Here is a 24,711-nt window from a genome sequence, read left to right as displayed (position 1 = left end):
TTCAGCCCTTTCTATTGTTAGGATTCCGCCGCTTTTACATCCTCCTCAACGGGATGTTTGCGGAAATAATAAAGCAGCACATAAATGACTGCGGCTGCCAAAATGGCGTAAACGACCGTAAACAGGATGAACAGCAAACCGATTGAACCGGTTGTCGTGACGACATCAGACGTTTTCAGGAGATGGTAAATCACCCATGGCTGCCGCCCCGTACAAGCGAATATCCACCCGAATTCAATTCCGATCAGACTGAGCGGCCCTGCGGTTAAAAATAAAATCAAAAGCCAAGTCGGAAAGCTGTCTTTCTTTAAAATTTTTCTCCACAAGATGCCGATGATTGAGTACAAAATGAGCAGCATCCCGATGCCGACCATTCCGTTAAACAGTGTATGGATGAATAAAGGCGGCCACTCGTCTTTGGGAAACGCGTTCAATCCTTTGACGACGGTATCAAAGCTGTTTGCAGCCAAAAAGCTTAAAGCCCACGGCACTTCTATCGCCCATTTTACTTTTTCTTCTTTTGCATCAGTAAAACCTCCGATCGCAAGCGGAGCGTGTGATCTAGTTTCAAACAGCCCTTCTGCGCCCGCAAGCTTCTCAGGCTGGTATTCGTAAAGAAGCTGGGCTGACTCGTGACCGTTTAAAGAGGCAATAATGGAGAATATCCCTCCGATCGTTAAGGCGAGCAGCAGCGCTTTTCGGTGAAAGCGGTATACCTGCTCCTGTTTTCTCGTTCTCAGCATTTTATAAGCCGCAACTGACGCAACGATAAATGCACCGGTCATGAAAGCCGTCAGTACGACATGGCCCGCGGTGGTGAAAAAGCTTGGATTAAAAAACGCTGCCCACGGTTCGACGTCAGTGATTTTGCCGTTTAAAATTTTAAAGCCGGCCGGCGTTCCTTCAAATGCGTGAACATTTGTGATTAAGACGGCGGATGCCGCGGCGCCGATCAAAACGAAAATTACGGCAATGATGCGCATCGCCGGAGTCAGCCGGTCAGCGGCGTAGACATAAATGGACATAAACAGCGCTTCGATAAAGAATGCATAAATTTCAATCTGAAACGGGAGTGACATCACCCTGCCGATGACCTCCATGAATCCGGGCCACAAAAGGGCAAGCTGTGTACCCGCGATCGTTCCGGTCGGTATCGCCACGCCGAGCAGAACAGCCTGCGCCTTCGTCCACCTTTTCGCCATAATGGCATAATGCGGATCTTTTGTTTTTTGATAAATCAATTCAGCCATTAAAATCATCAGAGGCAAGCCGACACCAAGCGTCGCAAAAATAATATGAAAGCCCATGGTTGTACCGAACAGACTTCTGGCTAATACTAAATCATCCACGATCATAAACCGCCTTTCTAAATTACCGTTTTATGTAATGTGGTTATATTATTTGCTGAAGCGATTAGATTATTCTTCCGATTCCATATATGTGCAGGGTTTAGAAATCAAGGGATCAGGGCATATATGATTGACAAGCGGATATTTAAGGTTTAAAATAAAACGTAATTATTACGATTTGAGAAAGGGAGATCAGCATGAAAAAAGATATACATCCGGATAACCATCAAGTGATTTTTCAAGATGTGAACAGCGGCTATCGCTTTTTAAGCCATTCTACGAAAAAATCAGAGGAAACGGCAGAGTGGGAAGACGGAAAGACATACCCGCTGATTAAAGTAGAGGTCAGCTCAGATACGCATCCGTTTTATACAGGCCGCCAAAAATTCAACGAAAAAGGCGGGAGAGTCGAACAGTTCAACAAAAAATACAATATGGGGAAATAAGACAAGCCCAATGGGGCTTGTCTTATTTATTGAGCATTTTGTCATCTCGTGCGGGGAGTGACGAAATGACCCGTCTTATGTTATATTGTGAATAAAAAAGCAGAAAGGAAACACCAAGATGAGTCTTCTAAACGATATCATGCAATTTAATGAGCAGTTCACTAAAAACAAAGATTATGAAAAATACCAAACATCTAAATTCCCGGATAAAAAAATGGCGATTTTGTCCTGTATGGACACACGTCTTGTAGAATTGCTTCCGCATGCGATGAACATGCGAAACGGCGATGTGAAAATTATTAAAAGTGCCGGCGCGCTTGTCGCCCACCCGTTCGGAAGTATCATGCGCAGCCTTTTAGTGGCCGTATACGAATTAAACGCCGATGAAGTCTGCGTTATCGGCCACCATGATTGCGGCATGAGCAAAATCAACAGCGAGGATATGCTCGATAAAATTATCGACCGCGGTATTCCGAAAGAGCGGATTGACATGCTGAAGCACTCAGGAGTTGATCTTGATCAATGGCTGAAAAGCTTTGATTCAGTAGAAGCGAGTGTTACAGACAGCGTAAACGTCATTAAACACCATCCGCTATTCCCTGACAATGTGCCGGTGCACGGTCTGGTGATTGATCCTGAAACCGGTAAACTTGATCTGGTGATCGACGGCTACCAGCATATGGACTAATGTTTTTGTTTTTTGTCCGGTACGGGATCAACACCGCCCGGATGAAAAGGGTGGCACTTTAAAATCCGCTTCAGTGTCAGCCATCCGCCTTTTAATGCGCCGTGAGTCTTGACGGCTTCGATTCCGTACTGCGAACACGTCGGATAAAAGCGGCATGACGGCGGCGTCAGCGGAGAGATGAACTTCTGGTATCCGCGGATGAAAGCAATCATTATGGTTTTCATCAAAAAACCACCTTTCTGATGCTAGTATAGAAAAAAAATTTCAGATTGAAAAGCTTCCGCCACAATTCTTATCGGAAAACTGTGTTATAATGGATGCATATTCTGAAAAAAAGGGAGTGCCATTATGCCTTCAGTAGAAAGTTTTGAGCTTGACCATAATGCGGTTGTGGCTCCGTATGTAAGACATTGCGGAGTGCATAAAGTCGGAACAGACGGCGTCGTGAATAAGTTTGACATTCGCTTCTGCCAGCCGAACAAACAGGCGATGAAGCCGGATACCATTCATACGCTTGAGCACTTGCTTGCGTTTACGATTCGCACACATTCTGAGAAATACGATCACTTCGACATCATAGATATCTCACCGATGGGCTGCCAGACAGGCTATTATCTTGTTGTCAGCGGGGAGCCGACAGCGGAAGAAATTGTAGACCTGCTTGACGCTACGCTGAAAGAAGCCATCGATATTACGGAGATTCCGGCGGCCAACGAAAAACAGTGCGGCCAGGCGAAACTTCATGATTTAGAAGGCGCGAAACGTCTGATGCGTTTCTGGCTGTCACAGGATAAAGAAGATTTGCTGAAAGTGTTCGGATAAAAAACAGGCCTTTTTGCTGACATGCAAAAAGGCTTTTTTACATATTTCTAAAAAATGTCACACCTTATGTGTAAGCGTTTGCTAAAATAGAAGCAAACATGAAGGAGTGATGGGATGAAACGGGCTGTATTGGCAGGTATGTGCGGTATGCTATTTCTATTATCTTCCTGCGGGGGCAATTCGGACAAAACCTCCGCGGATGAAGAGCCTAAAGCGCTTGAGGTCAAGCTTACAGGACCGGAAACGGCAGCACCGCATGAAAAAGCGGAATACAAGGCGGAAGTTTTTTACGGCGGCAAGCGTGTCACGGATGCGGATGAAGTCATGTTTGAAGTATGGAAAGAAGGAAAAAAAGGCAGCAGCAAAACAAGCAAGGCCAAGGAGGAAAAAGGGGCGTATCACCTGCGGACTGAATTTGATGAAGAGGGTGTGTATACCGTTCAATCCCACGTAACGGCAAAACAGCAGCATAATATGCCGACTGTAAAAGTGCGTGTCGGAGATGCTGAAGCTGCCGATGATTCCTCCGGCCATGAGGAACAGACGCATCATCATTAAGGATTTTTTTTATCCGTCAAGCCTTTTGATGCGTCCTCCGGCGGGTCAATCGTATGTTTTACATTATAAGCTCTTACAGTCGACCAGATGGATAAAAGCAGCACGGCGAGCACGATAAGAAAGCCGAAGCTCAGAAGAAGCAGCATGAAATCCCTCCTTTTTAACAAATCATAACATATTTTCCATCCGTAAAATCAAGGGCTAAAAATTTATGTTTTAACACACGATATATAGGGTATATCAATAGTAAACCAAAGGAGGAAGATAGGCATGTCAGAAAAACTATTGGACGCAGTCAATAAGCAAGTTGCAAACTGGACGGTCATGTATGTGAAATTACATAACTATCATTGGTACGTCAAAGGGAAGGACTTTTTCACATTGCATGAAAAGTTCGAGGAGCTGTATAACGAAACGGCTACATATATTGATGATCTGGCAGAACGTCTGCTGGCATTAAACGGCAAGCCGATCGGCACAATGACGGAATCATTGAAGATCGCGTCTGTAAAAGAAGCGGAAGGCAATGAGAGCGCAGAACAAATGGTACAGAACATTTATGATGATTTCACTGTCATTGCGGAAGAGCTGAAAAGCGGCATGGATCTCGCAGATGAGGTAGGAGACGAAACGACCGGTGATATGCTGCTTGCCATTCACCAGAATATCGAAAAACATAACTGGATGCTGAAAGCGTATTTGGGATAATCAACAAGGGAAGACCGGGGCTATAAAGCACTCGGTCTTTTATTTGGCTGCCGAAGAGAGGTGTTGTCCATTTTTCTGAAAAATCCAGTCCGTTCCATTCACTTTTCATAGAATAATGTAAGGCCGTTTCTGTGAAAGGATGTTGGATCAAGTGGGCAAAGACTTTGGCATCTTTTCGTTTTTTGCAGTGATCATGTCGGCAGCGGGGTTTTTCTTCGGAGGTTTTCAGTATTCGTTTCTGATTTTGCTATCGGTCATGGCGATTGAGTTTATCAGTACAAGCTTAAAAGAATCTCTTTTGCAGCAGCTGAGCGCAAGAAAGCTTTTTGCGCGGCTGGTCAAAAAAATCGTGACCCTGGCATTAGTCTCAGTTTGCCATTTTTTTGACCAGCTGCTTCATACCGAAGGTGCCATCCGTAATTTGGCTATCATGTTTTATATCTTATACGAATCGGTTCAGATCGTGATTACGGCAAGCTCGCTGGGCATACCGGTTCCGCAGGTGCTCGTCGACCTATTGGATACTTTGAAAAATAAATTCAAGCGCAAACCGTAACATTTGCTTCAAAGGAGGCTATACTAGCGGGTATGATGGTTTTCCTCTGAATTTTTGATAAAGGGCTTCCGAACAAACGCAACTGTGGTATGATGTATGGAAGATATGAAGGAACGGATTAGAGGGATAAACATGTACGAGTTTAAAGACTATTATCAGAACACTGTTCAGCTCTCCTTTGAACACCAGCCTTTTTCAGACAGCCCGAAGCACGTATGGGTCATATGCCGATACGGAGATAAGTGGCTTTTGACTGAGCACGAAGACCGGGGGTTTGAATTTCCGGGCGGAAAAGTGGAGCCGATGGAATGTGCGGAGGAAGCGGCCCTGCGCGAGGTGAAAGAAGAAACCGGTGCCGCGGTAAGACATCTGAAGTACGTCGGACAGTATAAAGTTCTCGGCAGGGAAAAGGTAATCGTAAAGAATATTTATTTTGCCGATATTGAAAAGCTTGAAAAACAGGCTGATTATTTTGAAACAAAGGGGCCGGTGCTGTTCAGCGAACTGCCGGAGAATCTCCCGCGAAATAAAAAATTCAGTTTCATTATGAAAGATTCGGTGCTTCCGATCAGCCTGAAAAAGCTGAAAGAGGACGGCGTATTTCAATCATAAAAAACGGAGACCCGGCGCTGACGCACGGGTCTTTTTTATATTTTTCCTTTCGTCCATTTTCTTTCTAACAGTTCGACTCCCTGATACATCAATGTCGCAAAAATCGCGATGATCAGAAGGCTTAAGAACACAAGAGTGAAATTGAAGACCTGGAATCCGTAAATGATCATGTAGCCCAGACCTTTTTCGGAAACGAGAAACTCGCCGACGATCACACCGACCCAGGATAAACCGACGTTTACTTTAAGCGCGGAAATAATCGCGGGGGCGCACGCCGGCAGAATGACTTCTTTAAACATGATGCTTCTTTTCGCTCCGAAGGTTTTCATCACCTTAATATAGTTTTCATCCACTTCCTGAAAAGCCGTAAAGACGACGATTGTCGTGATAATGACACTGATGACTGCTCCCATGGCGACAATGCTTGTGAAATTCGGTCCGAGTGCCACGATGAGAATCGGTCCGAGTGCGACCTTCGGCATCGCGTTTAAAATGACGAGGTACGGGTCTAAAACCCGGGCTAGCCTGTTTGACCACCATAACAGAGCGGCGAGGCATGTGCCGAGAAGCGTGCCGAACAAAAAGCCGAGAACGGTTTCTCCTAAGGTTACGCCGATGTGCGCCGCAAGGGATCCGTCCGCAATCTTTTCAACTAAAAGCCTGCAAACGGCGGAGGGTGAGCTGAAGATTAACGGATCGATCCAGCCCGCCCTGCTCGATATTTCCCATCCGGCAAAAAATACGATAAAAATGGCGGCCTGATACGCACGGATCCGGAGCTTTTCTTTTTGGTGTCTTTTCTTAAACTGCTGATGAAGCTGTTCAATCGTGCCGCTGCTGTTTTTCAAGGGAATTCAGCTCCTTCCATATGGTTTGAAACAGCGGCTGAAAGGCCGGATCCTGACGCGCGTCAAACGGATCTAAAGCCGCGAGCTCCTTGGGCACGGTGAATATTTGGTGGATGGCGCCCGGCTGATTCGAAAATAAATAGATTGTATCGCTCATGGCGATGGCTTCACCGATATCGTGGGTGACGAGCACGGCGGTTTTTTGAAAATCCTTTAATGTTCTGAAGACAAGGTTTTCCAAAGAAAGCTTCGTTTGAAAGTCCAGCGCGGAAAACGGTTCATCAAGGAGCAGCAGTCCCGGGTCCGGCGCAAGAGTTCTGACAAGTGCCGCCCGCTGCCGCATCCCGCCTGACAGCTCTTTCGGGTATTTCTTTTCAACGCCGATTAATCCGAGCTTAGGCAGAAGGCTGAGAACTTCAGCTCTTTTTTCTTCTGTTAATGTTTTTGAAATGTGTAAACCGAGCAGCACGTTTTCCTCAATTGATTTCCAAGGAAATAAATAATCCTGCTGAAGCATATAACCGATTTGGTGTTCTTTATGGTTCGGCACGCTTCCTTCAATCAGCACCCGGCCTTGCGCAGGAGTAATAAGGCCGGCCAGAATGGACAGGAGTGTTGTTTTTCCGCATCCGCTCGGCCCGAGAAAGGAGATGAAATCCCCTTTTTCAATCTGAAAATGTATATCTTTCACGGCGGTTGTCTTTTCTTTCAGCGAGAAATAAGTATGTGTTACATGATCCACATGTAAAAAAGACATTCATGTTCCTCCTATTGTTCTGAGGTGACTTTTTTGGCGATTTTTGTGTTGACGAGTTTGCTGTACGGAATGTGTTTCGGGAGCTCTCCGGCTTCATCCATAATAGATTGAAGCTGTTCCCATTCATCCTTTTGCAGAACTGGGTCTGCAGAGAATGACTTTTGTTTTTTATAGCGCTCTATTGATGTTTCGATAATAGCCGGATCGGTATCGGCAAATTCCTTCTGAATCGTTTTTGCGATGTCTTTGGCCGGATGGCTTTCCACCCATTGCTGGGCGCGATAGATGGCGCGGGTGAATTTTTCCGCCGTCTTTTCATTGGTTTTCAAATAACTTTCTTTTGCCATAAAGGTTGTGTATGGCATTTGGCCGGAAGCTTCTCCGAAGGATGCGACGATATGGCCGATGCCTTCTTTTTCAAATTGGGATGCCGTCGGTTCAAACAGCTGCACATAATCACCCGTTCCGGATGCGAATGCGTTGGAAATATTGGCGAAATCAATGTTTTGAACGAGGTTAATGTCTTTTTTCGGCTCTATGTGATTCTTTTTCAGGACGTACTCACCGGCCATTTGGGGCATGCCGCCTTTTCGCTGGCCGAGAAATGTTTTTCCTTTTAAATCGCTCCATTTGAATGATTTCTCATCCTTCCGTGACACGAGAAATGTGCCGTCCGTCTGCGTCAGCTGCGCGAAGTTGATGACCGGATCTTTTGCTCCCTGCGCCTCCACGTAAATGGATGTTTCAGAACCGACCAGCGCGATGTCTGACCCGTTTGACAAAAGCGATGTCATTGTTTTGTCTCCGCCCCATGTTGTTTGAAGTGACACTTGGAGCCCTTCTTTTTTAAAGAAACCTTTTGCTTCAGCGACATACAGAGGCGTATAGAAGATGGAGTGTGTGACTTCCGCCACCTTTACCTTTGTCAGACTTTCTTCCTGTCTGCAAGCCGGAAGAATGAGCAGGAAAAAGGCGGATATGACAAAAACGCAGCCCGTTTTGAGCCATTTGTTCACGGTGTAACCTCCTTGTTTTAAGCGTTAAATAACCTTTTCTGCTTTACATATCGTATGATGGGTATAAAAAATGTGTGAGTGCCCATATTCACGTTGGGAAAGAATAAAAAAACTGATGATATAAGGAGGCCATTGTTTTGCTGGTAGAAAAGAAAAGGTTCCCGTCTCCGAGTCCGCATATCCGCCTCTTTGAGGTATGCTATGAGTCAGAAGGGCTGAAGGTAAAGGGGCTTCTTGCCGAGCCTGCGGCGCCGGGAACATATGACGGTTTTTTATATTTGCGCGGCGGCATAAAAAATGTCGGCATGGTACGCCCCGGAAGAATCGTTCAATTCGCTTCCCAAGGCTTTGTCGTGTTTGCGCCCTATTACAGAGGCAACCAGGGCGGCGAGGGAAATGAAGATTTTGCGGGAGAGGACAGAGAGGACGCGTTTTCCGCTTTCCGCCTGCTTCGGGAGCAACCGAACGTCAGAGAAGGGCGGGTGCATATTTTCGGTTTTTCCCGGGGCGGAATCATGGGGCTTTTGACCGCGATTGAAATGGGGCATCAAGCGGCTTCGCTCGTATCATGGGGCGGTGTGAGCGATATGGTGCTTACTTATGAAGAGCGGAAGGATATGCGGCGGATGATGAAGCGGGTGATCGGAGGCACGCCGAAAAAGGTGCCGGATGAATACAGATGGCGTTCGCCGTTTGAAAACGCAGACCGCATTCAGGCCCCTGTGCTACTCATCCATGGAGAGAATGATGAGAATGTTTCGATCGAACACGCCCGAATGATCGAGGACAAGCTGAAAGAGGCGGGGAAACCGGTGGAAACTTGGTATTACAGCGGTTTTACGCATTATTTTCCGCCGCAGGAAAACAGACGCATTGTCCGGCGGCTGGCGGAATGGATGAAGACACGGTAAGATGCCTGATTTATGATATGATAATAAAGAATAAGAGAATGAAAGGGGATTTTCATTTTGGGAATGCCTGTTGAATTTAATACCATGATTGTGACAAAAGGCAATGAAAAACGGATAGAGGAAAATATCTTTTTATTGGAGAAAGAGGGCTACCGCGTCTATCCTCTTGATATTCCGATGGACGTGCGCAAAACGAAAACCGGCGAGAAATCCGGCACCGGCGAGGTCCAAAAGCTCGAATGGGCGAACGGCCGGACAAGCATTACATACAGACTCACGTCGCTCCATTCGACAAACTGAAAAAACAAAAGCCAAGGGCATAAACGCCCTTGGCTTTTTTGATTACACGAGAGGTCCGCCGGCTTTGGCAATCGAGTCCGCATGGGAAAACTTTTTAAAGTTTTCTTTAAACTCATTGGCTAAAAACAGCGCTTTTTCGTTGTATGCTTGTTTATCGCTCCATGTGTTTTCAGGCTGAAGAACTTCATCCGGAACGCCCGGAACATGAACGGGACTGCGCAGGCCGAAAATGCTGTCTGCCGTCATGTCAGTCTGGTTCAGTCTGCCTTCAATAGCGGCCTTGACCATCGCTCTTGTATACGAAAGTTTCATCCGTTCTCCGACTCCGTACCCTCCGCCGGTCCAGCCTGTGTTGACCAGGAAGACTTGAACGCCGTGTTCGTCGATTTTATGCCCGAGCATTTCGGCATATACATGCGCCGGAAGCGGAAGGAACGGTGAACCGAAGCACGTGGAGAAAGTCGTTTGCGGAGATGTCACGCCGCGCTCGGTTCCCGCGAGTTTACTGGTGTACCCGCTTAAGAAGTGATACATCGCCTGTTCCTTCGTCAGTTTGCTGATCGGAGGGAGCACACCGAAGGCGTCCGCCGTTAAAAAGACGATCGCCTGCGGATGGCCGGCAATGCTCGGCTGCACGATATTGCCGATCATCTCAATCGGATATGCGGCTCTTGTGTTTTCCGTGTAGAAGGAATTGTCGTAATCCGCTTCACCCGTTTTTTCATCAAGCACGACATTCTCAAGAACAGACCCGAAGCGGATCGCACGAAAAATCTGCGGTTCTTTTTCCTCGCTCAGATTGATACATTTAGCGTAACATCCGCCTTCAATGTTGAAAACGCCGGAATCTGACCAGCCGTGCTCGTCATCGCCGATCAGTTTGCGGTCCGCATCGGCTGAAAGCGTCGTTTTCCCTGTGCCGGAAAGGCCGAAAAACAGGGCGACATCGCCTTTTTCACCGACATTGGCTGAGCAGTGCATCGGCAGTATATCCTGCTGCGGAAGCAGGAAGTTCATAATGGAGAATATTGATTTTTTCATTTCTCCGGCGTATTCGGTGCCGCCGATTAAAATGACGCGCTTTTCGAAAGAGACAATGATAAATGTTTCCGAATGCGTGCCGTCCGTCTCCGGATCTGCTTTAAAATGCGGAGCTGAGAGAATGGTGAAAGGCTGCGCTTGCGTGTCTCTTTCATCCGTCTCCGGTCTGATAAACAGCTGGCGCGCGAATAAATTGTGCCACGCAAATTCATTTACGACCGTAATCGGGAGTCTGTATTTTTCATCCGCTCCCGCGAATCCTTCAAAAACAAACAGTTCATCCCGCTGTTTTAAGTAGCTGACGACTTTGGCGTACAGCTTTTCAAACGCCTCTTCAGAAATGGGCTGATTCACCGCACCCCAATCAATTTGATTTTCTGTGCTTTGTTCACGGACGATAAATTTATCTTTAGGTGACCGGCCTGTATATGCGCCGGTGGTGGCGCGTACGGCGCCCGTTGATGTCAGCGTTCCTTCATTTCGGCTGATCACTTTTTCGGTAAGTTTTGGAGCCGATAAATTATGATGCACATTCGGACTTGCAAGTAATGCTTGAAGATCTGCGGTTAAATCAACTAATTTCATAAAAACCTTCCTTTGTCGGTTTATTTGTATTTCGCTGAATGTGGAATTAGTATAACATATATCTGAAAATAGTCTATACTATTTGCGGTTTTTTGTTTGTGTTTTTCCATTGCTTCCCGAAATAAAGGCGCGTAATCGCTTTAATTCATATTGACACTTTCCGCCCTTTTACGATAAGATATTTCATTGAGCGGATACTCTTATCCCGAGCTGGCGGAGGGACAGGCCCGATGAAGCCCAGCAACCGGTTTCTCTGTAAAAAAGCAGGTGAAAACACTGTGGGAAACCAAGGTGCTAACCTGATGCAAGGTTTAATATTTTCCTTGAGCGATAAGAGTGAAAGGCACACAGACCAAACCCTTTCCTCGAGTGGAAAAGGTTTTTTTATTTCATAAAATATGCCAATTAACATTCTCTGATATAGTATGACATTGTATTAAGAGGGAGCGAGTTCCGTATCATATGAAAAGGTCTTGCAAAAGATCTTTTTTCAGGAGGAAAAGTGAATGAGTAAAAACCGTCGACTATTTACATCTGAATCTGTTACTGAGGGTCATCCGGACAAAATCTGTGACCAAATTTCTGACAGTATCTTAGATGAGATTTTAAAAAATGACCCGAACGCGCGCGTGGCCTGCGAAACATCTGTAACGACAGGACTTGTGCTGGTAAGCGGAGAGATTACGACATCAACATACGTTGACATTCCGAAAACAGTCCGTGAAACGATTAAAGAAATCGGCTACACACGCGCCAAATATGGATTTGATGCGGAGACTTGCGCTGTTTTAACATCAATTGATGAACAGTCTGCGGATATCGCAATGGGTGTCGATCAGGCTCTTGAAGCGCGTGAAGGCACAATGAGCGATGCTGAAATCGAAGCAATCGGAGCGGGAGACCAAGGCCTGATGTTCGGTTATGCGTGTAACGAAACGAAAGAGCTTATGCCGCTTCCGATCTCTTTGGCGCATAAATTAGCCCGCCGTTTGAGCGAAGTCCGCAAAGAAGACATTCTTCCGTACCTTCGCCCTGACGGCAAAACGCAAGTTACCGTTGAATATGATGAAAACAACAAGCCGGTCCGCATCGACGCGATCGTCATTTCAACTCAGCACCACCCGGAAATTACGCTTGAGCAGATTCAGCGCAATCTGAAAGAGCATGTCATTAACCCTGTCGTGCCTGAGGAACTGATCGATGAAGAAACAAAATACTTCATCAACCCTACGGGACGTTTCGTAATCGGCGGACCTCAAGGTGATGCGGGTCTGACCGGCCGTAAAATCATCGTTGACACATACGGCGGATATGCACGCCACGGCGGCGGCGCATTCTCCGGTAAGGATGCGACGAAGGTAGACCGTTCTGCGGCATACGCTGCGAGATACGTAGCGAAAAACATCGTGGCAGCAGGTCTTGCTGATTCTTGTGAAGTGCAGCTTGCATACGCAATCGGCGTGGCACAGCCTGTTTCTATTTCCATCAATACATTTGATACAGGAAAAGCTTCTGAAGAAAAACTGATCGAAGTCGTACGGAATAACTTCGACCTGAGACCTGCCGGCATTATTAAAATGCTTGATTTGCGCCGCCCGATCTATAAGCAGACAGCTGCTTACGGCCACTTCGGACGTCATGATGTGGATCTTCCTTGGGAGCGTACTGACAAGGCGGATGCGCTTCGCAAAGAAGCACTAGGAGAATAATTTTATAGCCGCTTACTTAAGCGGCTTTCCCTTTTTGTAGATGCTGCCATGCTTATTTTTTACATAGCGTGAAACCAATGGCGTAACAAAGCGTCTATAAAAAGGGGGTCCAATTAGAAAATTACACTTATGGAGGCTATACTATGTGTGGATTTGTCGGTGTTTTTAATAAGCATCCATTAACTCAAACCGCAGATCAAGAAGAGCTAATCAAACAAATGAACCAAATGATCGTTCACCGCGGTCCTGACAGCGATGGGTATTATCATGACGAGCACGTCGGATTCGGCTTCAGACGGCTCAGTATTATTGACGTAGAAAACGGCGGACAGCCTTTATCATATGAAGACGAAAAATATTGGATCATTTTTAACGGCGAAATCTATAACTACATTGAATTGAGAGAAGAGCTTGAAGCCAAAGGCTACACTTTCAATACAGATTCCGATACCGAAGTGCTCCTTGCGACATACCGTCATTATAAAGAAGAAGCTGCTTCAAAGCTTCGCGGAATGTTTGCGTTTTTAATCTGGAACAAAGCTGACCGCGTCATGTACGGCGCGAGAGACCCGTTCGGCATTAAACCGCTGTATTACACAACCATCGGGGACAAAGTATATTTTGCATCTGAAAGAAAAAGTTTAATGGCCGCTCAAAACGGCATTGATCTTGATACAGCTTCTTTACAGCAATATATGTCTTTCCAATTCGTTCCTGAACCGAGCACGCTTGACGCTGAAGTGAAAAAAGTCGAGCCGGGCAGCCAGTTTACGATCCGCCCGGAAGGCGATATCGCGTTTAAAACATATTTCAAAGCGAACTTTAAGCCTGTTCAGTCTGATGAAGATAAATTGGTGAAAGAAGTCAGAGACGCAATCTTTGACTCTGTCAAAGTTCACATGAGAAGTGACGTGCCTGTCGGTTCGTTTCTATCCGGCGGTATCGACTCTTCTTTTATCGTCTCAGTTGCGAAAGAATTTCACCCGAGCCTTAAAACATTTTCCGTCGGTTTTGAGCAGCAGGGCTTCAGTGAGGTTGACGTAGCGAAGGAAACGGCTGCCGCGCTCGGGATTGAAAACATCAGCAAAGTCATTTCTCCTGAGGAGTATATGAACGAGCTTCCGAAAATCGTCTGGCACTTTGATGACCCGCTTGCAGATCCGGCGGCGATTCCTTTGTACTTTGTCGCGAAAGAAGCGAAAAAACATGTAACGGTCGCGTTATCCGGGGAAGGCGCGGACGAGCTGTTCGGCGGGTACAATATTTACCGCGAACCGCTTTCGCTTAAACCGTTTGAACGCATTCCGTCCGGTCTGAAAAAAATGCTTCTTCATGTGGCGTCCGTCATGCCTGAAGGAATGAGAGGGAAAAGCCTCTTAGTCCGCGGCTGCACACCGCTTGAGGAGCGCTATATCGGTAATGCGAAGATTTTTGAAGAGCCCGTGAAAAAGCAGCTGCTCAAACATTACAATCCAGAGCTTTCATACCGTGATGTCACGAAGCCGTACTTTACGGAAAGCCGTTCATACAGCGACATTAATAAAATGCAGTATGTTGACATCCATACGTGGATGCGCGGCGACATCCTGTTAAAGGCTGACAAAATGACGATGGCCAACTCATTGGAACTGCGCGTGCCGTTCCTTGATAAAGTTGTGTTTGACGTGGCTTCTAAAATTCCGGATGAACTGAAAACGAAAAACGGCACGACGAAATACCTTCTGCGCAAAGCTGCTGAAGGGGTAGTGCCTGATCATGTGCTTAACCGCAAAAAGCTCGGCTTCCCTGTGCCGATCCGCCACTGGCTGAAAAATGAAATGAACGAATGGGTTCGCAACATCATTCGTGAAAGTGAAACAGATGCTTATATTGAAAAGGATTATGTCCTTCAGCTTCTGGAAGATCATTGTGCCGACAGAGCGGACAACAGCCGCAAAATCTGGACCGTGCTGATCTTTATGATCTGGCACAGCATCAATGTTGAAAAAAGACTGGTGCCGGAAGAGCTGAATCATCAGCCGAAAGAAGTCATTTTCGTTTAATCCAAAAGGCTTTCGATGTTATCGAAAGCCTTTTTTCTATTGTTTTTTTGTAAACCGTCTATTCCGCTCTGTTTTCGACAAAGTATTACGCAATATTCAGAAAAAGGTTATAATAGGACTAATCGGGTAGATTCCGGAAAGTGTTTTCTGGCTATTTCGTCTCGGTTTGTTGTTTCTTTGTCAAAATCAGGGGGAGGGAGAGTTATGCAAAACAAAGAAAAAACGCTTCACCGCGGCTTGGAAGAGCGGCATATCTCGCTTATGTCGTTGGGCGCCGCGATAGGAGTCGGGCTGTTTCTCGGGTCGGCTTCTGCCATAAAGCTTGCCGGGCCGGGGATTTTAGCCGCTTACGCCTGCAGCGGGCTGATTATGTTTTTTATTATGCGGGCATTAGGGGAAATGGCGATTCAAAAGCCTGTAGCCGGCTCATTCAGCCGGTATGCCAGAGATTACCTCGGTCCGCTTGCCGGGTTTTTAACAGGCTGGAATTATTGGTTTTTATGGGTTGTTACCTGCATGGCGGAAATCACCGCGGTCGGCATTTATATGGGCTACTGGTTCCCTGACGTGCCGTCATGGATCTGGGCGCTTTGTGCACTCGTCATTATGACGGCTGTCAACTTTCTGGCGGTCAAAGCGTACGGTGAGCTTGAATTCTGGTTTGCGCTCATTAAAGTCTTGGCGATTCTGTCAATGATTGCGATCGGTCTGGTGATGATCGTATTCGGTCTCGGAAACGGAGGCGTTGCGCTCGGAATCAGCAATTTATGGAGCCACGGCGGCTTTTTCCCGAATGGGATTAAAGGGGTGCTGCTGTCGCTTCAAATGGTCATGTTTGCCTATCTCGGGATTGAGCTGATCGGTGTCACAGCCGGTGAGGTCAAAAATCCTGAAAAATCACTGGCGCGTGCCATAGATACTGTTTTTTGGCGCATTCTCATTTTTTACGTCGGAGCTTTGTTTGTCATTATGTCAATTTATCCGTGGCAGGAAATCGGTTCAGGCGGAAGCCCGTTTGTTTTGACATTTGAAAAAATCGGAATACCTGCTGCAGCCGGAATCATTAATTTTGTCGTATTGACGGCGGCCCTTTCTTCCTGCAACAGCGGGATCTTCAGCACGGGGCGCATGCTGTTCAATCTGGCGGAACAAAATGAAGCGCCTAAAGCATACGGTACGGTCACAAAAGGCGGTGTGCCGGGAAAAGCGGTATTGGTTTCAGCGGGCGCGTTATGCATCGGCGTTTTGCTGAACTACGTGGTGCCGGCGAAAGTGTTTACGTGGGTGACGAGCATTGCGACGTTCGGGGCGATTTGGACATGGTCGATTATTTTGCTTTCCCAAATGAAATATCGTAAAAGCTTACAGCCGGAACAACGGAAAAAACTGAAATATAAAATGCCTTTATATCCCTTTTCCTCATATATCTCATTGGCATTTCTCGCTTTTGTCGTTGTGCTGATGGCTTTTAATGCAGAGACCCGGGTGGCCGTCATCATCGGGCCTGTCTGGTTCGGCATATTATTAGCCGCCTATTACGGGAAAGGTTTCCATAAAAGAAAAGACATAGGTCTGGAAAACGGACAGACATTCGCCGAAAAAGCGTAAAAAAAGAGCCCGGGACATGGGCTCTTTTTTTCATAGGATCGGGCCGGCGGGGAAAGAATAAAACAAATTCCTGAACATTTTGCTTCTGTTTCCTGACAATCGGGAGAATGCAAATGGTTTTTACTTAAATAATATTTTGAAAAATGGTACAGTAATAAAACAAAGCTGATCTTTTTTATTTCTCTTGCAGTGTTTTATAGTATCGGCCTTTTTCAACATATTCCGTTCTGATTCTTTCCATGTCCCGTATGTCTTCTTCTGTCAGCCGGCGGATAACCTTTGCGGGCCGGCCGAACGCAAGACAGCCGGGAGGAATGGTTTTGCCCGGAGGAACGAGACTTCCGGCGCCGATAAACGCGCCTTCTCCGATTTCCGCCCCGTCCAGAATGACGGAGCCCATACCGATTAAAGCATTCTTTTTGATGATTGCGCTGTGCAGTGTAACCTGATGGCCGATCGTGACGTCATCTTCAATAAGAAGCGGGCGGTTCGGACTTTGATGCAGACAGCTCAAGTCTTGTATGCTGACTCTTTTTCCGATCCTTGTCGGCGCAACATCCCCCCGGATGACGGCTGAGAACCAAATGCTTGATTGTTCTCCGATCACGACGTCGCCCGTAATGACGGCGTTATCCGCAATGAACGCTTCAGGATGTATGTCAGGCGTAAATTGTTTATAAGGGTAGATTATCATGTCTCATCCTTCTTTCTCTAAATTTATGTAAGAGGTGAACTGCATGTGGACTTGGAAAGCAGACAGGCCCGTCGGTACCATTGTCATTATCCACGGGGCAAGCGAATACCACGGACGTTATAAATGGCTCGTTGAAATGTGGAGATCTTCCGGATATAACGTGGTGATGGGCGATTTGCCCGGTCAGGGAACGTCGACCCGCGCCAGAGGGCATATTCGCTCTTTCCAAGAATACATTGATGAAGTAGATATATGGATTGATAAAGCGAGAACGCTTGAAGCGCCCGTTTTCCTTTTGGGCCACAGCATGGGCGGACTGATTGCGATAGAATGGTTTAAGCAGCAGAGAAATCCCCGCATTACGGCACTCATTTTATCATCACCTTGTCTGGGTCTGCAAATAAAAGTCAATAAAGTCCTTGATTTTGCGTCTAAAGGACTGAACGTCCTCGCTCCGTCCCTCAGAGTGGATTCCGGCTTATCACCTGATATGGCAACGAGGAATGCGGATATGATTGAAGCGGATCAAAACGATTCTTTATATGTCACGAAGGTATCCGTAAGATGGTACAGAGAGCTTTTAAAAACCATTGATGCCGCTATGGTGCCGACTGATGCGTTTTTAAAGGTGCCGCTTTTGCTTATGCAGGGCGGAGATGACAAAATCGTCGATAAAATGAAGGTCCGCAAATGGTTTTCCGGTGTGGCTTCCCATAATAAATCGTACCGGGAATGGGAAGGGCTTTATCATGAAATTTTTAATGAACCGGAAAGAGAAACTGTGTTTAAGGCGGCAAAAGCCTTTACAGATCAGTATATTTGAATTCGCTGGGGGTGCATATGTTGACAGTACCGGAACATCCTTTTAACCTTATGGCAAAAGTGTATCGGGAAATTTTTCCGCTCGTTCATCAGGAATTGAACATGTGGCGGGAAAAATCAGATTCCATTAAAAATACCGAACTGCGGCAGCAGGCGGCCGCAAGTATCCGCGATAAATCGTTTCATTGTGAAGGCGGCGGCATTTTAGCCCTGCTTTCGGGAGAGCAGAAACAGAAATGCGTGCAATTTATCATCGCGTATCAGACAATCAGTGATTATCTGGACAATCTGTGCGACCGCAGCACCTCGCTTGATCCCGAGGACTTCCGCATGCTTCATCTCTCCATGCGTGACGCGCTGACGGTCGGCGCCGAGGTGCGGCCGTACTATCAGTACAGAGACGAGCAGGATGACGGCGGTTATCTTCATGAGCTGGTCAGAACATGCCAGCGGGTGCTCGGGTCAATAGAACATTACGGTATCATTAAACCTTATTTGCTTGAGCTGTGTGATTATTATTGCGACCTTCAGGTTCATAAGCATGTCGTTGAGCATGAACGCGTTCCGAGGCTTAAAGGCTGGTTTGAGCAGTACCGGTCACAGCTTCCGGAAATGGAGTGGTTTGAGTTCTCGGCCTGCGCCGGATCGACGTTAGGCATTTTCTGTCTCGTTGCTTACTCATTCCAGTCTGATTTTAACGAACATACCGCTGAGAAAATCCGCAGCAGTTATTTTCCGTACATACAAGGGCTGCATATACTGCTTGATTATTTAATTGACCAGGAAGAGGATCTGCTTGAAGGCGATCTGAATTTCTGTACGTATTATCAGTCTCATGAAGAAATGATGCAGAGACTGCAGCATTTTATTGAAAAAGCGGATGAACATTTGCAAGGCATTCCGCATGAAAATTTTCACCGGCTGATCAACAGAGGGCTGCTCGGCGTCTATTTATCCGATGACAAAGTCGCCGGCCAAAAAGAAATGGGCCGCCTCGCGCGAAAGCTGATCAGGGCTAGCGGAAAAACGTCATTTTTCTTTTATATCAACGGAAGAGCCTACCGCAAATTTCAGAAGATGGCTTGGACGAAAAGTTCGTAATGGGTGAACTGCGCCTCTCGTGTAAATCATGACGGCGCAGTTTTATTTATGACGTGAAGTATGAAATGAAACATTGTTTGCGCCTGCAGAATATGATACTTTAATTTTATGAAAAAATTAAAGTATTTAGCGGTCATAGCATTACTTTCCATTTCCGGAGGCTGCTCCGTCATCCATGCTTCCGCCGGCTATCATCCTGTCTTGATAGCGCACAGGGGTTCTTCTGCGATTGAGCCGGAACATACAGCTTTGTCTTATGCGCGTGCCATTAAAGACAAAGCAGATTATATTGAGATAGACTTACGGGAGACGAAGGACGGCCATCTGATTGCAATTCACGATAAAACGGTAGATCGGACAACAGATGGTAAAGGGATGACAGATGATCTGTCTTTGGCTCAGATTAAGAAACTGAATGCGGGAAAAGGAGAAAAGATTTTAACATTAGAAGAAATCATACAGAAATTCGGACAAACTGCCAATTACTATATTGAGACAAGAGAAAGCAACGGCAGCCTGGTGATGGAAAAGAAACTGATTGACATATTACAAAAACATAAGCTGATTTCCAGCCATAAAGCAGTCATTGAGTCTTTTAGCGGGAAGAGCTTAAAGAAAGTTCGATCTATGGATAAAAAAGTTCCTCTTGTTCGATTATTAAAAGATAACGAGGCTGAGGAGATAAATGATAAGCAGCTGCAAACCATCAGAACGTATGCTGATACAGTCGGGCTCAACGCCAAATTGGCAAATGAAGCAGTCGTGAAGCGCATTCATCACAATAAGATGAAAGTGCACGTGTTTTTTGATAAGGAAGACGAGCATACGCTGACGCCTATTATGCTGAAACAAAAAGCAGATGGTGTCTTTACGAACAATCCCGCTTATACACGCGGCGTGCTGCAAAACAGTAAATAAAAAGAGACATGCGCATTTTACGCTGTCTCTTTTTTTAACGGTTTCTTTTTTGCCGCAAGGTGCATTGCGAATTTGCCGATCAGCCCGATGACAAAAAATGCAGCAAACCACCAGTAATAGGTTTTTGCGAACTCAAATCCTAAATGTCTTGATAAAATGATGACGAACATCACATAGGGAACACTTGAAAATATGATGCGAAGAATATTCAAACTGCCGCTCCTCCCAGATGTTACACTTAAAAGATGAACTTTTTTCCATTATTTCATAGTAATTGATTTTTCAGAAAAAGTAAACACAAAAAGAAGGCCCGCTTATGTCAGGCCGATTCTTTATTTGCCGGCAGATTTCTTTTCAATCGCTATAATAAACGGCGGGTCGTTTCGCTGGTTGAGAAAGCCGTAGCTCAGCACGCGCGCTTTTTCCTGATCAAGATTGCTGCAGTACTCCAGTAATGCACTTTTTTCCGTCTTGCCTTCAGGATGCCCGTGGTACACAACGAGAACGATCAGCCCGTTCTCCTTCAGCAGTTCAAGGAGCTGTTCGATCGCGGAAATGGTTGAGTGGCCGTTTGTCGTAATGCTTTTATCGCCGCCGGGCAGATAGCCGAGATTAAACACGGCGCAAGCCACACGACCGTGCGCATCCTCAGGCAGCGATGCCTTTATTTGATCATGGCTCTTATGGTGAAGCGTGACGCGCGGACTGAAGTCGGCACCGAGCCGCTCCTTCGTTTTAGCGAGTGCGTCCGCTTGAATATCAAAGGCATGGACATGTCCTGTCTCACCGACAAGGCCGGCCAGAAAGTATGTATCATGTCCGTTGCCCATCGTCGCGTCAACCGTGATATCACCTTCCTGTGCGGCGGACTTCAGCAATTCTTTACTGAAAGGGAGGATGTGCATCAAGGTCATAGGGCGGTCTCCTCCCCGATCTTTCTGAAGAGCTTCCCTTGATAGCTTCCTCGTGTTTCCAGCTCTTTTTGAATGGCGCCCAGTACTTCCCACTTATTGACGCTCCACATCGGTCCGACCATTAATTCGATCGGCCCGTCTCCCGTAATGCGGTGAACGATCATTTCCGGGGGAATGATTTCGAGCTGATCACATACAAGACTTACATATTCTTCTTGAGAAAGGAACTCCAGCTTTCCTTTTTCATATTGCTTCACCATCGGTGTGCCTTTTAATAAGTGAAGCAGGTGAATTTTAATGCCTTGCACATCCAAATCAGCGACGGCTTTGGCCGTCTCCATCATCATGTCCCTGTTTTCAAGCGGAAGCCCGTTAATGATATGGGAACAAACGCGGATGCCGTGTTTTCTCAGTTTATTGACACCCTCAACATAGCAGTCAAAATCATGGGCGCGGTTGATCAGAAGGGCGGTCCGCTCATGCACGGTCTGCAGCCCGAGTTCAACCCACAAATAGGTCCGCTCATTCAGTTCGGCCAAATATTCCACGACATCGTCCGGAAGGCAGTCCGGACGGGTCGCGATCGACATGCCGACAACGCCGTCAAGCTTGAGGACGGATTCGAATTTTTCTCGCAGCTCCTCTACCGGGGCATGCGTATTCGTGAACGCTTGGAAATATGCGATATATTTGCCGTCTTTCCACTTTTCGTGCATGCGGTTTTTGATATCGTGAAATTGCGTGAGTAAGTCATCGGCCCGATTGCCGGCAAAATCGCCGGAGCCCGCCGCGCTGCAGAATGTGCAGCCTCCGTGTGCAACCGTGCCGTCCCGATTCGGGCAGTCAAAACCGCCGTCAAGCGCGACTTTAAACACTTTATGCCCGAAATGCTCCCGCAGATGATAATTTAATGTATGGTACCGTTTTTCCGTATTTGAATAAGGAAAAGGGTTATTCTCGTTCAATGTTCAAAAAGCCTCCCTCACATCAGATGCATCCTAAAATTGTAGCATGAATGATGGAGCGGAACAATGAAACAATTATGGAACGGTCAAGACGTAATATCTACCTGGTTTTTCTGTTGTTGTTTTAAACGTTTTGGAGAAATATCACTGAACAATGCAAAAATAATTCCTAAAATAAGAATTACACTGCCTACTTTGAATGTATTATTAAAACTGTCACTTATTTTTTCATTATATAAATTTGAAATTTTTTTCTGGATAGCCATAACTTCCTTCTTTTGGATATTGAAGCTTTTTTGTACTTTTTCTTTATACGGATCCGGGGTTATAGAGAGAATTTCTTCCTCTTTTTTGTTTAATTCAGCAATACTTTTGCTTCGATCGAAACCTTTACTGTCTGAATGCTTTAAGTGAGTTATTATCTCGTTCTTTGCATTTTTATCAAAAACCTGATTGCTTTCCACAATTTTAATGGCTTCTTTTTTCGCAGTAGCTGTGTGATCATTTATATTCATTGTAAGCACAGATGTAAGTATGGCAATGCCTAGCGCTTGTCCAACTGTCCGCATCATATTAAGAATACCTGAGGCAATTCCTACTTTCTCAGGAGGAATAAGCCGTATCCCTGAACTCATTGCTGGTCCTATCACAAGCCCTAAAGCTAAGCCGGTCAAACATAACAGAATAATTACTGGTGTTATAGAACTGTCGTATCGTATGTATCCATATAAATATGTTGTGATTGTTAAACCGAGCATACCTAGACCCGAAAGCCAAATGCCCCCGAGTTTATCAGATAGCTTTCCAGAAAGTACAGAGGTAAACATAGATGATAGAGCTAATGTAGAAACAATTAACCCCGCTTCTAATTCAGTTTTTCCCATTAAATTCGTGAGGAGTAAAGTAATAATAAGGGTACCGCTTGTTAATCCAAGGCCCTGCATAAAGAGGGTGAAAGAACTGAAACTAAACGTACGTATCTGCAGCATGGATAAGGGAATCATCGGGTTTTTAATTTTAGATTCAATAAAGAAAAACAAACAGAATAATAATACAGAGATTACAAAAAGAGAGATAATTAATGGTGATGACCAGCCTAAGTCAGATACTTTTGCAAAACCAAAGGTTAAACAGAAGAGAGCTCCGGATAAAATAAGAATCCCCATGTAATCAATTTTTTTACTCACTGTTTCATCATAACTCTCAGTAATAAAAAATGCTGCTAAAAAAAGAGAAATCAGACCTAAAGGAATATTTATGAAGAAGATAGCTTGCCAATTAAAATTTTCAGTTAATAATCCTCCAAGTACAGGTCCTAATGTAGCTGCTAATCCTGAGAAAGCACCCCAGATTCCAATGATCATTCCTTTTTTATTTTGAGGTACGATAGCTAAAGCTATAGGCATTGTAACAGGTACAATGAAAGCAGCAGATAATCCCTGAATCACTCTAATTGTGACAAGCATTTCAATTGAAGTGCTCAAACATGCAATAACTGATGTCAAAATAAAAAGTGCTAATCCAAACATAAAAGCTTTTTTTCTTCCAAAATGGTCTGCCAGCTTTGATGCACCTACTAATAAAACCGCAAAAGCTAAGGTATAACCTGTAGCCACCCATGCTACTTGAGAAAGGTTACTCGAAAAATAATCCAGCATCTTAGGTAAGGCGATATTTACTATAGTGGTGTCCATTACTGAAATGAATGTACCTAATAATAATGCAGATAACATGATTATTTTTTTGAAATTCAATATACTTACATCTCCTTTTAGAAAACTATCTAATTAAAACTTTGACATATGTCTAAAAACATAATAAGAAAAAAAATCATTTGTGTCAATATTATTCATAATATGTTTATTAGACCCAATATATTATAAAATAACAAATGTATTAAGATAACCATTACTTTAAATCTATTAAAATTCCAAATTAATACTTTACAAATAGACAATAATTCCTTATTATTATTTAAAAGTTGGTTTTTCATGGTTTTTTTTGAAAAAGGAGGAGCTAATGACCCATCCAATTAAACTTTTTTGCATTCCGCATGCTGGAGGATTGTCAAGTATTTATAGTGAATGGAGTAACTCAGTTGGACCAGAAATTGAACTAATACCTGTTGAACTAGCAGGAAGAGGCTCTAGATTTTCTGAAAATCCCTACAAAACAATAAATCAGGCTATAGATGATATTACAGAATTAATATTAAGAAAATGTGATAATAAGTGCTATGCGATTTACGGCCATAGTATGGGTGCATATATATCGTATGAAGTAATACTTAAATTAATGAAGGTTACAGATAATCTTCCTCAGCATTTATTTGTATCTGGAAAAGGCGCACCTTATTTAACTAAGGAAACATTTATAAGCGGTCTTCCTGATAAACAAGTTATTCAATGGTTAAACAAATTAGGGGGAATTCCCAAGGAACTTATCGAGAATTACGAACTAATGAAACTATTTCTTCCAGTAATAAGGAATGATTATAAACTAATAGAAAGTTACAACCACAACATCAAAAAAAAAATATCAAATGTTACGTTAACTGTTTTAACGGGCAAGTTTGACGAATCAATAACTATAGGAGAAGTTGAAGGGTGGAAAGAATATTCAGAAAAGGAGGTTGATGTATACCAGATTAGCGGAGGGCATTTTTTTATTAATGAATCCGTTACAGAAGTTATATCAATTATTAAAGATAAATTATTGGTTTAAGTTTAGTATGGAGGTTT

The 24,711-nt window shown here is 45.0% G+C and carries 28 protein-coding genes and 1 riboswitch; of the genes, 16 read left to right on the top strand and 12 right to left on the bottom strand.

Annotated features, from left to right (window positions below):
* Positions 1-17: 17 nt before the first annotated feature.
* Positions 18-1,349, bottom strand: coding sequence for a cytochrome ubiquinol oxidase subunit I (locus ACKTRM_RS14160; protein ID WP_041482266.1), 1,332 nt, complete (start codon positions 1,347-1,349; stop codon positions 18-20).
* A 197-nt stretch (positions 1,350-1,546) separates the two neighbouring features.
* Between ACKTRM_RS14160 and ACKTRM_RS14155 the strand changes: the two genes are divergently transcribed.
* Together ACKTRM_RS14155 and ACKTRM_RS14150 are read left to right on the top strand one after the other, a co-directional pair.
* A complete protein-coding gene (locus ACKTRM_RS14155) occupies positions 1,547-1,795 on the top strand; it encodes a type B 50S ribosomal protein L31 (RefSeq protein ID WP_007613295.1) in 249 nt (82 codons plus the stop codon).
* A 118-nt stretch (positions 1,796-1,913) separates the two neighbouring features.
* Positions 1,914-2,483 carry a beta-class carbonic anhydrase gene (locus ACKTRM_RS14150; protein ID WP_003152233.1) on the top strand — a complete coding sequence of 190 codons (570 nt, stop codon included), beginning with the start codon at positions 1,914-1,916 and terminating at the stop codon, positions 2,481-2,483.
* Here the strand turns inward: ACKTRM_RS14150 and yidD are convergent.
* Complete coding sequence (gene yidD, locus ACKTRM_RS14145; RefSeq protein WP_007408838.1) at positions 2,480-2,707, bottom strand: membrane protein insertion efficiency factor YidD; 228 nt, start codon at positions 2,705-2,707, stop codon at positions 2,480-2,482. The genes ACKTRM_RS14150 and yidD overlap by 4 nt on opposite strands.
* A 124-nt stretch (positions 2,708-2,831) precedes the next feature.
* Here yidD and ACKTRM_RS14140 point away from each other — a divergent pair, with 124 nt between their 5' ends.
* Complete coding sequence (locus tag ACKTRM_RS14140; protein ID WP_003152237.1) at positions 2,832-3,305, top strand: S-ribosylhomocysteine lyase; 474 nt, start codon at positions 2,832-2,834, stop codon at positions 3,303-3,305.
* Between the two features lie 114 nt (positions 3,306-3,419).
* A complete protein-coding gene (locus tag ACKTRM_RS14135; RefSeq protein WP_012118261.1) occupies positions 3,420-3,863 on the top strand; it encodes a FixH family protein in 444 nt (147 codons plus the stop codon).
* Here ACKTRM_RS14135 and ytzI read toward each other — a convergent pair.
* Positions 3,860-4,009, bottom strand: coding sequence for a YtzI protein (ytzI, locus tag ACKTRM_RS14130; protein ID WP_007408836.1), 150 nt, complete (start codon positions 4,007-4,009; stop codon positions 3,860-3,862). The genes ACKTRM_RS14135 and ytzI overlap by 4 nt on opposite strands.
* A 124-nt stretch (positions 4,010-4,133) precedes the next feature.
* Between ytzI and ACKTRM_RS14125 the strand changes: the two genes are divergently transcribed.
* The 3 genes from ACKTRM_RS14125 (at position 4,134) to ytkD (ending at position 5,739) form a co-directional block, all read left to right on the top strand.
* Complete coding sequence (locus tag ACKTRM_RS14125) at positions 4,134-4,571, top strand: Dps family protein (protein ID WP_012118260.1); 438 nt, start codon at positions 4,134-4,136, stop codon at positions 4,569-4,571.
* Between the two features lie 151 nt (positions 4,572-4,722).
* Entirely contained in the window at positions 4,723-5,127 is a 405-nt protein-coding gene (locus ACKTRM_RS14120; RefSeq protein ID WP_015240432.1) for a phage holin family protein, read from the top strand.
* 132 nt (positions 5,128-5,259) lie between these two features.
* A complete protein-coding gene (gene ytkD / locus ACKTRM_RS14115; RefSeq protein ID WP_003152244.1) occupies positions 5,260-5,739 on the top strand; it encodes an RNA deprotection pyrophosphohydrolase in 480 nt (159 codons plus the stop codon).
* A gap of 35 nt (positions 5,740-5,774) precedes the next feature.
* Here the strand turns inward: ytkD and ACKTRM_RS14110 are convergent, their stop codons facing one another.
* From ACKTRM_RS14110 to ACKTRM_RS14100, 3 genes are read right to left on the bottom strand one after another with little or no spacing between them, the layout of a single operon-like run.
* Entirely contained in the window at positions 5,775-6,587 is an 813-nt protein-coding gene (locus ACKTRM_RS14110; protein WP_012118258.1) for an ABC transporter permease, read from the bottom strand.
* A complete protein-coding gene (locus ACKTRM_RS14105) occupies positions 6,562-7,344 on the bottom strand; it encodes an ABC transporter ATP-binding protein (RefSeq protein ID WP_012118257.1) in 783 nt (260 codons plus the stop codon). The genes ACKTRM_RS14110 and ACKTRM_RS14105 overlap by 26 nt, the downstream gene beginning before the upstream one ends.
* A gap of 11 nt (positions 7,345-7,355) precedes the next feature.
* Positions 7,356-8,360 (bottom strand): ABC transporter substrate-binding protein, encoded by a 1,005-nt coding sequence (locus ACKTRM_RS14100; protein WP_012118256.1) that lies wholly within the window; start codon positions 8,358-8,360, stop codon positions 7,356-7,358.
* A gap of 137 nt (positions 8,361-8,497) precedes the next feature.
* Between ACKTRM_RS14100 and ACKTRM_RS14095 the strand changes: the two genes are divergently transcribed.
* Positions 8,498-9,271 (top strand): alpha/beta hydrolase family protein, encoded by a 774-nt coding sequence (locus tag ACKTRM_RS14095; RefSeq protein ID WP_012118255.1) that lies wholly within the window; start codon positions 8,498-8,500, stop codon positions 9,269-9,271.
* Positions 9,272-9,328: 57 nt separating this feature from the next.
* The gene (locus ACKTRM_RS14090) at positions 9,329-9,571 is read left to right on the top strand and encodes a DUF2584 domain-containing protein (protein ID WP_003152249.1); all 243 of its coding nucleotides are present in this window, start codon (positions 9,329-9,331) and stop codon (positions 9,569-9,571) included.
* Between the two features lie 42 nt (positions 9,572-9,613).
* Here ACKTRM_RS14090 and pckA read toward each other — a convergent pair whose 3' ends face one another.
* Entirely contained in the window at positions 9,614-11,197 is a 1,584-nt protein-coding gene (gene pckA, locus ACKTRM_RS14085) for a phosphoenolpyruvate carboxykinase (ATP) (protein ID WP_007408828.1), read from the bottom strand.
* 197 nt (positions 11,198-11,394) lie between these two features.
* A riboswitch (SAM riboswitch) is annotated at positions 11,395-11,534 on the top strand.
* Between the two features lie 169 nt (positions 11,535-11,703).
* Here pckA and metK point away from each other — a divergent pair.
* From metK to alaP, 3 genes are all read left to right on the top strand, one after another.
* Positions 11,704-12,906 carry a methionine adenosyltransferase gene (gene metK, locus ACKTRM_RS14080; RefSeq protein WP_003152253.1) on the top strand — a complete coding sequence of 401 codons (1,203 nt, stop codon included), beginning with the start codon at positions 11,704-11,706 and terminating at the stop codon, positions 12,904-12,906.
* 143 nt (positions 12,907-13,049) lie between these two features.
* On the top strand, positions 13,050-14,948 hold the full coding sequence (gene asnB, locus ACKTRM_RS14075; RefSeq protein ID WP_003152255.1) for an asparagine synthase (glutamine-hydrolyzing): 1,899 nt from the start codon (positions 13,050-13,052) through the stop codon (positions 14,946-14,948).
* A gap of 204 nt (positions 14,949-15,152) precedes the next feature.
* Complete coding sequence (gene alaP, locus ACKTRM_RS14070; protein ID WP_007408827.1) at positions 15,153-16,556, top strand: alanine permease AlaP; 1,404 nt, start codon at positions 15,153-15,155, stop codon at positions 16,554-16,556.
* 175 nt (positions 16,557-16,731) lie between these two features.
* Here alaP and ACKTRM_RS14065 read toward each other — a convergent pair whose 3' ends face one another.
* Positions 16,732-17,247, bottom strand: a complete 516-nt coding sequence (locus tag ACKTRM_RS14065; protein WP_025285156.1) for a gamma carbonic anhydrase — start codon at positions 17,245-17,247, stop codon at positions 16,732-16,734.
* A gap of 46 nt (positions 17,248-17,293) precedes the next feature.
* On the opposite strand from ACKTRM_RS14065, the gene ACKTRM_RS14060 reads away from it, so the two are divergent.
* The 3 genes from ACKTRM_RS14060 (at position 17,294) to ACKTRM_RS14050 (ending at position 20,091) form a co-directional block, all read left to right on the top strand.
* A complete protein-coding gene (locus tag ACKTRM_RS14060) occupies positions 17,294-18,073 on the top strand; it encodes an alpha/beta hydrolase (RefSeq protein WP_003152261.1) in 780 nt (259 codons plus the stop codon).
* Positions 18,074-18,093: 20 nt separating this feature from the next.
* Positions 18,094-19,173 carry a tetraprenyl-beta-curcumene synthase family protein gene (locus ACKTRM_RS14055; RefSeq protein WP_041482265.1) on the top strand — a complete coding sequence of 360 codons (1,080 nt, stop codon included), beginning with the start codon at positions 18,094-18,096 and terminating at the stop codon, positions 19,171-19,173.
* Positions 19,174-19,281: 108 nt separating this feature from the next.
* On the top strand, positions 19,282-20,091 hold the full coding sequence (locus ACKTRM_RS14050) for a glycerophosphodiester phosphodiesterase family protein (protein WP_007408824.1): 810 nt from the start codon (positions 19,282-19,284) through the stop codon (positions 20,089-20,091).
* A gap of 17 nt (positions 20,092-20,108) precedes the next feature.
* On the opposite strand, the gene ACKTRM_RS14045 is transcribed toward ACKTRM_RS14050, so the two are convergent.
* From ACKTRM_RS14045 to ACKTRM_RS14030, 4 genes are all read right to left on the bottom strand, one after another.
* Positions 20,109-20,303, bottom strand: coding sequence for a hypothetical protein (locus ACKTRM_RS14045; RefSeq protein ID WP_003152265.1), 195 nt, complete (start codon positions 20,301-20,303; stop codon positions 20,109-20,111).
* Positions 20,304-20,423: 120 nt separating this feature from the next.
* Positions 20,424-21,005, bottom strand: coding sequence for a tRNA (mnm(5)s(2)U34)-methyltransferase (locus ACKTRM_RS14040; protein ID WP_003152267.1), 582 nt, complete (start codon positions 21,003-21,005; stop codon positions 20,424-20,426).
* A complete protein-coding gene (locus tag ACKTRM_RS14035; RefSeq protein WP_007408822.1) occupies positions 21,002-21,970 on the bottom strand; it encodes a TIGR01212 family radical SAM protein in 969 nt (322 codons plus the stop codon). Before ACKTRM_RS14035 ends, ACKTRM_RS14040 begins: the two co-directional genes overlap by 4 nt.
* Positions 21,971-22,056: 86 nt before the next feature.
* Positions 22,057-23,724 (bottom strand): MFS transporter, encoded by a 1,668-nt coding sequence (locus ACKTRM_RS14030; RefSeq protein WP_012118253.1) that lies wholly within the window; start codon positions 23,722-23,724, stop codon positions 22,057-22,059.
* Positions 23,725-23,989: 265 nt separating this feature from the next.
* On the opposite strand from ACKTRM_RS14030, the gene ACKTRM_RS14025 reads away from it, so the two are divergent.
* Positions 23,990-24,694, top strand: a complete 705-nt coding sequence (locus ACKTRM_RS14025; RefSeq protein WP_012118252.1) for a thioesterase II family protein — start codon at positions 23,990-23,992, stop codon at positions 24,692-24,694.
* The last annotated feature ends 17 nt before the right edge of the window (positions 24,695-24,711 follow it).

Source organism: Bacillus sp. D7-8, assembly GCF_052055895.1.
GTDB lineage: Bacteria > Bacillota > Bacilli > Bacillales > Bacillaceae > Bacillus > Bacillus velezensis.
Note: the sequence above shows the minus strand (reverse complement) of the source record. Positions and strands in the feature narration are given on the sequence as shown.

Bases quoted from the DNA above. Each gene is read 5' to 3' on its own strand.
- ACKTRM_RS14060 (WP_003152261.1), top strand. From the start codon at position 17,294: ATGTGGACTTGGAAAGCAGACAGGCCCGTCGGTACCATTGTCATTATC.
- ACKTRM_RS14150 (WP_003152233.1), top strand. From the start codon at position 1,914: ATGAGTCTTCTAAACGATATCATGCAATTTAATGAGCAGTTCACTAAA.
- ACKTRM_RS14135 (WP_012118261.1), top strand. From the start codon at position 3,420: ATGAAACGGGCTGTATTGGCAGGTATGTGCGGTATGCTATTTCTATTA.
- ACKTRM_RS14050 (WP_007408824.1), top strand. From the start codon at position 19,282: ATGAAAAAATTAAAGTATTTAGCGGTCATAGCATTACTTTCCATTTCC.
- ACKTRM_RS14125 (WP_012118260.1), top strand. From the start codon at position 4,134: ATGTCAGAAAAACTATTGGACGCAGTCAATAAGCAAGTTGCAAACTGG.
- ACKTRM_RS14155 (WP_007613295.1), top strand. From the start codon at position 1,547: ATGAAAAAAGATATACATCCGGATAACCATCAAGTGATTTTTCAAGAT.
- ACKTRM_RS14025 (WP_012118252.1), top strand. From the start codon at position 23,990: ATGACCCATCCAATTAAACTTTTTTGCATTCCGCATGCTGGAGGATTG.
- ACKTRM_RS14105 (WP_012118257.1), bottom strand. From the start codon at position 7,344: ATGTCTTTTTTACATGTGGATCATGTAACACATACTTATTTCTCGCTG.
- ACKTRM_RS14040 (WP_003152267.1), bottom strand. From the start codon at position 21,005: ATGACCTTGATGCACATCCTCCCTTTCAGTAAAGAATTGCTGAAGTCC.
- pckA (WP_007408828.1), bottom strand. From the start codon at position 11,197: ATGAAATTAGTTGATTTAACCGCAGATCTTCAAGCATTACTTGCAAGT.
- ytkD (WP_003152244.1), top strand. From the start codon at position 5,260: ATGTACGAGTTTAAAGACTATTATCAGAACACTGTTCAGCTCTCCTTT.
- ACKTRM_RS14140 (WP_003152237.1), top strand. From the start codon at position 2,832: ATGCCTTCAGTAGAAAGTTTTGAGCTTGACCATAATGCGGTTGTGGCT.
- asnB (WP_003152255.1), top strand. From the start codon at position 13,050: ATGTGTGGATTTGTCGGTGTTTTTAATAAGCATCCATTAACTCAAACC.
- ytzI (WP_007408836.1), bottom strand. From the start codon at position 4,009: ATGCTGCTTCTTCTGAGCTTCGGCTTTCTTATCGTGCTCGCCGTGCTG.
- alaP (WP_007408827.1), top strand. From the start codon at position 15,153: ATGCAAAACAAAGAAAAAACGCTTCACCGCGGCTTGGAAGAGCGGCAT.
- yidD (WP_007408838.1), bottom strand. From the start codon at position 2,707: ATGAAAACCATAATGATTGCTTTCATCCGCGGATACCAGAAGTTCATC.
- metK (WP_003152253.1), top strand. From the start codon at position 11,704: ATGAGTAAAAACCGTCGACTATTTACATCTGAATCTGTTACTGAGGGT.